Annotated in this window: 8 protein-coding genes; 5 read left to right on the forward strand and 3 right to left on the reverse strand. The window is 70.2% G+C overall.

What is annotated here, in order from left to right; genetic code table 11:
* The first annotated feature begins 93 nt into the window (after positions 1 to 93).
* On the forward strand, positions 94 to 273 hold the full coding sequence (locus ACWGIG_RS32360; protein WP_453325251.1) for a hypothetical protein: 180 nt from the start codon (positions 94 to 96) through the stop codon (positions 271 to 273).
* On the opposite strand, the gene ACWGIG_RS32365 is transcribed toward ACWGIG_RS32360, so the two are convergent.
* Positions 274 to 1,002 carry an exonuclease domain-containing protein gene (locus ACWGIG_RS32365; protein WP_453325252.1) on the reverse strand — a complete coding sequence of 243 codons (729 nt, stop codon included), beginning with the start codon at positions 1,000 to 1,002 and terminating at the stop codon, positions 274 to 276.
* A 194-nt stretch (positions 1,003 to 1,196) separates the two neighbouring features.
* Here ACWGIG_RS32365 and ACWGIG_RS32370 point away from each other — a divergent pair, with 194 nt between their 5' ends.
* From ACWGIG_RS32370 to ACWGIG_RS32385, 4 genes are all read left to right on the forward strand, one after another.
* Entirely contained in the window at positions 1,197 to 1,775 is a 579-nt protein-coding gene (locus ACWGIG_RS32370; protein WP_453325253.1) for a DUF4365 domain-containing protein, read from the forward strand.
* A complete protein-coding gene (locus ACWGIG_RS32375; RefSeq protein ID WP_453325254.1) occupies positions 1,775 to 2,998 on the forward strand; it encodes a hypothetical protein in 1,224 nt (407 codons plus the stop codon). The genes ACWGIG_RS32370 and ACWGIG_RS32375 overlap by 1 nt, the downstream gene beginning before the upstream one ends.
* 149 nt (positions 2,999 to 3,147) lie before the next feature.
* Positions 3,148 to 5,124, forward strand: coding sequence for a threonine--tRNA ligase (gene thrS, locus ACWGIG_RS32380; protein ID WP_453325255.1), 1,977 nt, complete (start codon positions 3,148 to 3,150; stop codon positions 5,122 to 5,124).
* Between the two features lie 86 nt (positions 5,125 to 5,210).
* Positions 5,211 to 5,765: an HIT family protein gene (locus tag ACWGIG_RS32385; protein WP_453325256.1), complete on the forward strand. Its 555-nt coding sequence runs from the start codon at positions 5,211 to 5,213 to the stop codon at positions 5,763 to 5,765.
* Between the two features lie 7 nt (positions 5,766 to 5,772).
* Here ACWGIG_RS32385 and ACWGIG_RS32390 read toward each other — a convergent pair whose 3' ends face one another.
* Positions 5,773 to 7,425: a hypothetical protein gene (locus ACWGIG_RS32390; protein ID WP_453325257.1), complete on the reverse strand. Its 1,653-nt coding sequence runs from the start codon at positions 7,423 to 7,425 to the stop codon at positions 5,773 to 5,775.
* A gap of 242 nt (positions 7,426 to 7,667) precedes the next feature.
* Entirely contained in the window at positions 7,668 to 9,872 is a 2,205-nt protein-coding gene (locus ACWGIG_RS32395) for an elongation factor G-like protein EF-G2 (RefSeq protein WP_453325258.1), read from the reverse strand.
* Between the last annotated feature and the right edge of the window lie 220 nt (positions 9,873 to 10,092).

The raw sequence follows: 10,092 nt of genomic DNA on the forward strand, positions 1-10,092 counted from the left end.
CGACAAGGGGGCAGGCTCCCTGGTTCCGCGGGTGCGATGTTCCTAGCGTGGTCGGCACACGGACACCCCGTACCGACAGAGGAGCACTGCCCGATGGACAACACCATGGTCAAAGCGCTGCTGTGGATGCTGTTGGCGGCTGCCGTGGCCGCCAACGGCTTTCTCAGCTCCGAACTGGACGGCGTGCTCCAGGTCGTGCTCAGTGCGGTGGCGGGCGCCGTCGGCCTCGCGGCGATAGCCGGACTCGTCGCCGTCAGACGCTCCGCCTCCTGATCAGGCCGCCTGGGCCCGCAGCTCCGGCCGCAGCGGCCACGCCGGATCCACCGCCTCCTGCGAACCGTTGCGCGTGAACCACGCCTGCAGACCACGCGCCTGGGCCGCGTGCCACACCGCCTGGAGGGTGTGCAGCTCGGCGGGGGAGAGGCGTTCGAGACGGGACGCGAACCGCCTGCCCACGGCCCGTACCAGCTCCAGAGCAGCCGTCGCGTCCGCCGCCGCGTCGTGCGCCCCGTCCAGCTCCACGCCGTAGTGCGCGCACAGGTCGGTCAGGGTGCGGCGGCCCTTGCGGTACCGGTCCAGGTGCTTGTCCAGGACCCGCGGATCCAGTACGTACAGCGGCCTGGCCTCCAGATAGCGGGAGAGCGAGGACGCCCGGTGCCGCCTCAACTCCCGGTCCAGCATGGACAGATCGAACGGCGCGTTCATGATGACCAGTGGCCGGCCCGCCGCGCACTGCTCCGCCAGGGCCCGCGCGATCTCCTCCACCACGGGCGACGGCCACCGGCCGTTGCGCTGCAGGTGCTCGTCGGTCAGCCCGTGTATCTCGGTGGCCCCCGCAGGGACCGGGACACCCGGGTTGATCAGCCAGCGGGTGGCGCGAAACCGCGCTCCCGCCATGTCCTGGATCACCAGGGCCGCCGAAACTATCCGGTCGCCCTCCACGTCCACGCCCGTGGTTTCCGTGTCAAAGGCCGCCAGGGGCCCCTCGTACCAGCACGTCATGTCCCCACTCCTTCTGAGCTTCCGGCAGATGGCGTGCCTCACGGATGGCCCCGGTGCGCTTTTCTGCCCGAAGCGGTGATACCCGGGCCGTTTACGCCATAAGCCGTACGGAGACAACACAGGTGACGGGCCCGGAAGTTGACGGTCCGTGGACCCATCCCTGATCGGCACGGCCCGGAAGGCACACGTCAGCCATGGCGCTCACGCAGCCCGAACCGGGCGGGCTGCTGCCCGAGCGGATCTCCCCTCCGGAACATCCGCTGCGGGGCGCACTCGCCACCACCGCCTGCATGGAGACCCTCCAAGTGGGCTATCTGCACGCGGTCGCGGCAGCCGCCGGCTGTTCGCTCTCCCAGCCGTTTCCGGACAACGGGATCGACTGGCACGTCAGCCACGGGTCGCCCGTGCACACCATCGACGACGAAGTGACCATCAAGGTCCAGCTCAAGTGCACGTACCAGATCGCGCCGCGCCCGCCGGGCTCCGCCTTCTCCTTCACCCTCGACAACGAGCACCTGGTGAAGCTGGCGAGAAACCCCGTGTCGGTGCACAAGATCCTGGTCGTGATGCTGGTGCCGAGGAGCCGGGACGACTGGCTGCGGGCCGGGCACGACCGGCTCGACCTGCGGCACTGCTGCTACTGGACCAACCTGGCCGGACACCCGGTGACCGGCCGGAGCAGGACCAACGTGCGGGTCCCCACCTCGCGGATATTCGACGACCGAGCCCTCTGCGAGATCATGACCCGCGTCGGGGCGGGAGGAAAACCCTGATGCACCGGTACCGGCCGATCGACGATCCCGGACGAGAGCACCCGAGCGAAACCGCAGGCAGCTGGGACGGCGGCGGGCCCGAACCCGCCCAGGTCGACCCCGCAGTCCTCGGCGCCCTGCTCGCCCGGCACGGCTGGCAGCGGCGCGGGGGAGCCGCGGGACGTTACACACGCTGGACCCCGCCGGGTCCGGCGGGTGGCGGAACCAGCCTCCTCGTACCCGAATCGCGGGCCTTCCCCGACAGCGACGACCTGCTCGGAGAGGCACTGACCGCCCTGGAACGCTGCCCCGCGCCGTCCGCGCGCGAGGTGCTGGTGCAGCTCGCCGTGGACAGCGACGAGCTCCGCTGGTCGCGGGACGTACCGGAGGAAGTGCCGGGCGCCGCCGCCTGGCCCGCCCAGGAGAAGCTGCGCGGGGCCGCCCGGCAGATGCTGCTCGCCGGGGCCCTCGCCGCGCGCGGCCGGGCCGGGTACTACGGGTCACGGCACCGGCGGCAGGCGCAGACGGCGCTGGACGGTGTGCTGGTGGGAGCGGGGACGGGCGGGCGCACGCTCACCGCCTTCGTGCCGGTCGCCACCGGGCGCTCCACCGTCGTACGACTGCACCACGCGCTGCACGCGGCCCGCGAGGCCGTCGACTACCAGCGCGCGACCGGCGGCATGGAGGCCTTCGACGCGGCGGTGGTGGCCGGCGTCAGCCATGAACTGACCGAGTCCGTCGTCGCATTGGTGCAGGGCACCGAGGGTGCGCGGATCGCGCTGGCCTGGGCCCCGGGGGCCGGGGCGCCGCCCGGGTGCGCGGCGCGGCCGGAGGTCGTCGAGTTCTCATCGGGGGACCTGCCCGCGCTGCGCTCCGCGGGTGCCCGCTTCCGGCGCGACGAGCCGTCCGTACCGGTGCGGATCACGGGCGCTGTCGTACGGATGCGCAGGTCGGCGCCGCGCGGCGGGGGGACGGTACGGCTGCGGGTGCTGGCGGGTGCCGAGGTGCCGTACGTACGGACGGTGCTGGACGAGGAGGCGTACCGGATCGCCGGGCACGCGCACCTCGTCGGGCTGCCGGTCCAGGTCGGGGGGCGGCTGGAGAGCAGGGGCGGGTTCCGGCGGCTGACCGGGGCGTCGGGGATCGCTCCCGTCCAGGTGGACGAGGCGGAGCGGGACCGGCTGATGAAGGCACTGCACGAGAACCTGGACTTCTTCGAGGAGGCGTGCAGCGGGGAGGACTGAGGGGACGCGGCGGGGAGGATGGAGGGGACGCGGCGGGGAGCGCTCGGGGAGGAGCGCATAACCGTTTCGCGTGCGGGCCCGGTCGCTCGGTACGATTCGGGTGCGTGCCGCTTCCACAGGCACGCACCCCCCTCAGTCAGGAGAGACCGGTGTCAGATGTCCGTGTGTTCATCCAACGCGATTCCGAGCGGGAAGAGCGCGTGGTGACGACGGGCACTACGGCAGCCGAGCTCTTCGCCGGCGAGCGCTCGATCGTCGCCGCCCGGGTCGCGGGCGAGCTGAAGGACCTGTCCTACGAGGTCCAGGACGGCGAGGAGGTCGAGCCGGTCGAGATCACCTCCGAGGACGGCCTGGGCATCCTGCGGCACTCGACCGCGCACGTGATGGCGCAGGCGGTGCAGGAGCTGTTCCCGGAGGCCAAGCTGGGCATCGGCCCGCCGGTCAAGGACGGCTTCTACTACGACTTCGACGTCGAGAAGCCCTTCACCCCGGAGGACCTCAAGGCCGTCGAGAAGCAGATGCAGATCATCCAGAAGCGGGGACAGAAGTTCTCCCGCCGGGTGGTCACCGACGAGGCGGCGCGCGAAGAGCTGGCCGACGAGCCGTACAAGCTGGAACTCATCGGCCTCAAGGGTTCCGCTTCGAGTGACGACGGTGCGGACGTCGAGGTGGGCGGCGGCGAGCTGACCATCTACGACAACCTCGACGCGAAGACCGGCGAGGTGTGCTGGAGCGACCTCTGCCGGGGCCCGCACCTGCCCAGCACCCGTAACATCCCGGCCTTCAAGCTGATGCGGAACGCGGCTGCGTACTGGCGCGGCAGCGAGAAGAACCCGATGCTCCAGCGCATCTACGGCACCGCGTGGCCGTCGAAGGACGAGCTCAAGGCGCACCTGGAATTCCTCGCGGAGGCCGAGAAGCGGGACCACCGCAAGCTCGGCAACGAGCTGGATCTCTTCTCGATCCCGGAGCAGATCGGCTCCGGCCTCGCGGTCTTCCACCCCAAGGGCGGCGTCATCCGCCGGGTCATGGAGGACTACTCGCGCAAGCGCCACGAGGAGGAGGGGTACGAGTTCGTCTACACCCCGCACGCCACCAAGGGGAAGCTCTTCGAGCAGTCGGGGCACCTGGACTGGTACGCCGACGGCATGTACCCGCCCATGCAGCTCGACGAGGGCACGGACTACTACCTCAAGCCCATGAACTGCCCGATGCACAACCTGATCTTCGACGCTCGGGGGCGGTCCTACCGTGAACTGCCCCTGCGGCTCTTCGAGTTCGGCACCGTGTACCGGTACGAGAAGTCGGGCGTGGTGCACGGTCTGACCCGTGCCCGGGGCTTCACGCAGGACGACGCGCACATCTACTGCACCAAGGAGCAGATGGCGGAGGAGCTCGACAAGACGCTCACCTTCGTGCTGGGGCTGCTGCGCGACTACGGTCTGACCGACTTCTACCTGGAGCTCTCGACCAAGGACCCGGAGAAGTTCGTCGGCTCGGACGAGATCTGGGAAGAGGCGACCGCGACGCTTCAGCAGGTCGCGGAGAAGCAGGGGCTGCCGCTGGTTCCGGACCCGGGTGGAGCTGCCTTCTACGGGCCGAAGATCTCCGTGCAGTGCAAGGACGCGATCGGCCGAACCTGGCAGATGTCGACCGTGCAGCTCGACTTCAATCTCCCGGAGCGCTTCAACCTGGAGTACACCGGCCCGGACGGGACCAAGCAGCAGCCCGTCATGATCCACCGTGCGCTGTTCGGCTCGATCGAGCGGTTCTTCGCGGTGCTCCTGGAGCACTACGCGGGTGCGTTCCCGGCGTGGCTGGCGCCCGTCCAGGCGGTCGGCATCCCGATCGGCGACTCGCACATTCCCTACCTCCAGGAGTTCGCCGCCGAGGCGAAGAAGAAGGGGCTGCGGGTCGAGGTGGACGCGTCGTCCGACCGGATGCAGAAGAAGATCCGCAACCAGCAGAAGCAGAAGGTCCCGTTCATGATCATCGTCGGTGACGAGGACATGGCCGCGGGTACGGTCTCCTTCCGCTACCGCGACGGGTCGCAGGAGAACGGCATCGCGCGCGACGAGGCGATCGCCAAGCTCGTCGACGTGGTGGAGCGCCGCGTACAGGTCTAGCACCTGGTGCGGTCGAGGGAGGGCGGTTCCGTTCAAGGAGCCGCCCTCCCTGCTGTTCTCCCAGCTCGTCCGCCTATGCTTTCCGCATGACGACAGAGCCGGAGCAGCAGAGTGGACCGGTGGGTGAGCCTGACGGGTTCGGGCGGCTGTGGACGCCCCACCGGATCGCGTACATCCAGGGTGAGAACAAGCCGACAGGACCCGGGTCCGAGGACGGCTGCCCCTTCTGCGTGGCTCCCGCGCACAGTGACGAGGAGTCGCTGATCGTCGCGCGCGGTACGAGCGTCTTCGCGATCATGAATCTGTACCCCTACAACGGCGGCCACATGATGGTCATGCCGTACCGGCACATCGCCGACTACACCGAGCTCGACGACGCCGAGACCGCCGAGCTGGCGCTCTTCACCAAGAAGGCGATGACGGCGCTGCGCAAGGCGTCCGGGGCACACGGATTCAATCTCGGCATGAACCAGGGCTCGGCCGCCGGTGCCGGCATCGCCGCGCACCTGCACCAGCACGTGGTGCCCCGCTGGGGCGGGGACACCAACTTCATGCCGGTCGTCGGGCACACCAAGGTGCTGCCGCAACTGCTCGCGGACACGCGGAAGATGCTCGCCGACGTGTGGCCCGAGCAGCCTTAGGACGTACTCACGCGTTGTAGACGTCGGTGCGCGGTGACGGGTCCTGGATCATGCCGCTGAGCATCGTCGAGCGGCCCTTGAAGCGCTCGGTGTCGACCCCGTGGTCCTCCAGGACCTTGATGGCCGCGGTGTGCACCACGCGTAGTACGGGTGTCGCCGCGCGCATCGCGTCGTCGGCCATGAAGCGGTGCCGCCAGGGCGTCTGCGCCCAGACGTGCCGCAGGCCGAACGGCTCGGGCAGCGAGAGCTTGCCGCCGAAGTAGTCCAGGACGTTCGGGAACCAGGTGAGCGGGGCGCGGACGCTGAGCCGGACCACCTCGTTGACGTCGATCAGCGGGAGCTGCCGGCTCTTGGTCTCCCAGAACTTCACCGTCTTGTTGACCGTGACGGTCTTCGGCGAGGGTTTGGCGCCGAACAGGGGGTGCACCGGGCCGAGTGCGTGACCGGTGACCTCGATGCGCAGGGTCTCGTGCAGGACGGTCACCGAGATGAGCATGGTGATGACCAACTGGCCGTCCCAGAGGGTGAACTGGCAGCCCAGGTAGTGCCGGTTGCCGGCGCCGAACTGCTGCTCGTTGCAGATGCGCTGTATCTCGTGGTTCTTGATCTGGTACTGCTCGACGTCCTGGCCCTCGGGGCGGCTGACCTCGCCCGCGCTCTCGCCGACCGAGGAGACGATCCAGTGCTTGACGGAGGGTGTCGGGAAGCCGCCGGTGTGCAGGGGGCCGCGCTCCAGCATGCGGAGCTGGTCGTGGATGGCCCGCACGACGTCCCAGCTGCGGAAGCCGTGGATCTCCTTGGCGGGGTCGGCACGGTCGAGCTGCTCGGCGAGCTGCCAGCTGCCCCAGCGGGTGCCCATGCCGAGAATGCCCTTGGAGCCCGCGTAGAAGACCGAGTTGGACTGCTGCTCGGCGGTGAGGCGGGCGAGGCCCTGGCGGAGGTTCTCCGCGTGGATCTCGCCCGGGCTCTTGGGGACGGCCTCGGGGATCTTGGCACCGATGCCGCCGCCGGAGAGGAGCGCGGACCAGCGCTCGCGCAGGTCCCGGGCGGTGGACTCGCAGATCTGCTTGGCCCAGAGCCAGCCGATGACGGGAGCCACCACCATGGCCCGCAGGTAGATGCCGAGGATGCCGTCGAAGGGGAGCTTGATCAGGAAGATCACGGCAAGTCCGCCGACGGCGATCAGCAGGGCCGTGCCGAGGGCGCCCGCCCGTTTGTCCTTGGCGCCCGTGATGGTGCGGCGCAGTTGGAAGACGGCGAGCCAGAGCAGCAGTCCCGGCAGGAAGAGCAGCCCGAAGACGGCTATGGCGATCGTGAGTTTCGTGTCGCGGGCCTTGCGGATGTTGGTGGCGGCGAGGCAGTGCTCGACGATGGTCTGCGGTTCGGTGCCGAAGGACTGGATGAGGGCCTTGCGGGCGCCGCCGAGCATGCGGACCTGGACGGCGCGCGAGAAGGCCTCGCCGAGGTTCGGCTCGAAGAGGGAGAGCTTGCCCTTCTTCACGTCGGACTTGTGCCACTCGCTGTTCGCGTCGAGGAGCGTCGTCACCGGGGTGTCGCGGTACGCCGCCGAGGCGAGTGCGTGCGTGGCCGCGGTCTGTCCTGCCGAGCCCTGGAGCGGTACCTGTGCCCCGGGTGAGAAGTCGAATCCCGAGTCCGCCACTACCGCCCCCATCGACCGTCGCCGTACGACACTGCCCGGCGCCACCGCTTGGTGCGGGCGGCGCTTCCTGCACTGCGGCCTGTTCCCAACTGCCGCGCCCCGCACACCTTCTGAGCTGGGATCACAGGGTATCGAGGCGAGGAGGGGTTCGTGGACCTGTTCGCCATGGGAGCGCGGAATGCCGCCCACCGCAAGTGAATTGGGCGGACATGGGGTGGGAGGCATCACCGCAAATCGGTCAACTAGCTGCCATTTTGCTCCTGTTCGCGGAATTTGCCTGCGACCTGGGGTGGCATCGGCTCGTGTCGCGCGTACGTACGGCTGAACCGGCCGGTGCCGTGCGAGACGGAGCGGAGGTCGACGGCGTACCGGCCGATCTCGACCTCGGGGACCTCGGCGCGGACCAGGGTGCGGCCGTGCCCCGCCTGCTCGGTGCCGACGACCCGGCCGCGCCGGCCCGACAGGTCGCTCATGACGGGGCCGACGTAGTGGTCGGGGACCAGGACGGTGACCTGGGCGACCGGCTCCAGGAGGTCGATCCGGGCGTCGGCGGCGGCCTCCCGCAGAGCCAGCGCCCCGGCGGTCTGGAACGCCGCGTCGGAGGAGTCCACCGAGTGTGCCTTCCCGTCCCGCAGTGTGATGCGTACGTCGACGAGCGGATACCCGGTGGCCAGACCGCGGGCCGCCTGGGCGCGTACCCCCTTCTCGACGGACGGGATGAACTGGCGTGGCACCGCCCCGCCGACCACCTTGTCCACGAACTCGATGCCCGTGCCCGGTGGCAGCGGCTCCACGTCGATCTCGCAGATGGCGTACTGGCCGTGGCCGCCGGACTGTTTGACGTGCCGGCCGCGCCCCGAGGTCTTCTCGCCGAAGGTCTCGCGCAGCGACACCTTGTGGGCGACGGCGTCGACCCTGACCCCGTACCGTGCGCGCAGCCGTTCCAGGGCGACGTCGCGGTGCGCCTCGCCGAGGCACCACAGGACGAGCTGGCGGGTGGCCTGGTTCTGCTCCAGGCGCATGGTGGGGTCCTCTGCGACGAGCCGGGCGAGGCCCTGCGAGAGCTTGTCCTCGTCGGCCTTGCTGTGCGCCTGGATGGCGAGGGGGAGGAGGGGGTCGGGCATCGTCCACGGCTCGACGAGCAGCGGATCGTCCTTGGAGGAGAGGGTGTCGCCGGTCTCGGCCCGGGTGAGTTTGGCCACGCAGGCGAGGTCGCCCGCGATGCAGTGGGAGAGGGTGCGCTGCTGTTTGCCGAAGGGCGAGGAGAGGGCGCCGATCCGCTCGTCGACGTCGTGGTCCGCGTGGCCCCGGTCCGCCAGGCCGTGCCCGGAGACGTGGACGGTCTCGTCGGGGCGCAGCGTGCCGGAGAAGACGCGTACGAGGGAGATCCGGCCGACGTACGGGTCGGAGGCGGTCTTGACGACCTCGGCGACGAGCGGGCCCGCCGGGTCGCAGGTCAGCGGGGGAGCGGGACGGCCCTGCGGGGTGGTGACGGCGGGGAGTTCGCGCTCGGCGGGGGTCGGGAAGCCGCCGGTGATCAGCTCCAGGACCTCGACCGTGCCGAGGCCCTGGCGGCTGCCCTCGGGGGCGGGCGCGGCGGCGAGCACGGGGTGGAACGTGCCGCGGGCGACGGCCCGTTCGAGGTCGCCGACGAGGGTCTTGAGGTCGATGTCCTCGCCGTCGAGGTAGCGGTCCATCAGGGACTCGTCCTCGCTCTCGGCGATGATCCCCTCGATGAGCCGGGCCCGGGCGGCCTCGATGCGCGGGAGCTGGGTGGGGTCGGGGGAGAGCTCCTTGCGCTCGCCGGACGAGTAGTCGTAGATCTGCTGCGAGAGCAGGCCGAGGAGGCCTGCGACCGGGGCGTGTCCGTCGGCGCCGTGGTCGCCGTACAGCGGGAGGTAGAGCGGGAGCACGGCGTCCGGGTCGTCGCCGCCGAAGGCGTCCGCGCAGAAGTCGGTCATGGACTCGAAGTTGGCGCGGGCCGCCTCCAGGTGGGTGACCACGATGGCGCGCGGCATGGAGACGGCGGCGCACTCCTCCCAGACCATGCGGGTGGCGCCGTCGACGCCGTCGGAGGCCGAGACGACGAAGAGGGCCGCGTCCGCCGCCCGCAGACCGGCCCGCAGCTCCCCGACGAAGTCGGCGTATCCGGGGGTGTCCAGCAGGTTGATCTTGATGCCGTCCCATTCGACGGGGACGAGGGAGAGCTGTACGGAGCGTTGCTGGCGGTGCTCGATGTCGTCGTGGTCGGAGACGGTGGTGCCGTCCTCGACGCGGCCCGCCCGGTTCACCGCCCCCGCGGCGAGCGCGAGGGCTTCCACCAGTGTGGTCTTGCCCGATCCGCTGTGGCCGACCAGCACCACGTTCCGTACGGATGCGGGGTGGTCGGCCCCTGGAGCCCTGCCGGCGGCTCCGGGGTGTGCGCTCGAATTGGTCTTGTCGCCCATGGTTTCCGGCCTCCCGAGGAAATGTGCACGGTGAGGAGAAGGGGCGCGGACATGAGGAGCCGCAGCGGCGTGGCGGCACCGATGACGCCCGCGGTCATTCGAGCTTTCCACTCGGGTCACTGCGCGTCCATACCCCGGTCCGCCGTGTGTGCGGTGCCCCATGGTGTGCGGGGCCCGTGGGTGGCTACCGGGGGCGCTGCCCCCGGGCCCACGCTCCTCC

It is taken from the genome of Streptomyces sp. NPDC054863 (assembly GCF_053610825.1).

Excerpts from the sequence above, each read along its gene's own strand:
- ACWGIG_RS32375 (WP_453325254.1), top strand. The coding sequence starts at position 1,775 with ATGCACCGGTACCGGCCGATCGACGATCCCGGACGAGAGCACCCGAGC.
- ACWGIG_RS32370 (WP_453325253.1), top strand. The coding sequence starts at position 1,197 with ATGGCGCTCACGCAGCCCGAACCGGGCGGGCTGCTGCCCGAGCGGATC.
- ACWGIG_RS32385 (WP_453325256.1), top strand. The coding sequence starts at position 5,211 with ATGACGACAGAGCCGGAGCAGCAGAGTGGACCGGTGGGTGAGCCTGAC.
- ACWGIG_RS32360 (WP_453325251.1), top strand. The coding sequence starts at position 94 with ATGGACAACACCATGGTCAAAGCGCTGCTGTGGATGCTGTTGGCGGCT.
- ACWGIG_RS32365 (WP_453325252.1), bottom strand. The coding sequence starts at position 1,002 with ATGACGTGCTGGTACGAGGGGCCCCTGGCGGCCTTTGACACGGAAACC.
- ACWGIG_RS32395 (WP_453325258.1), bottom strand. The coding sequence starts at position 9,872 with ATGGGCGACAAGACCAATTCGAGCGCACACCCCGGAGCCGCCGGCAGG.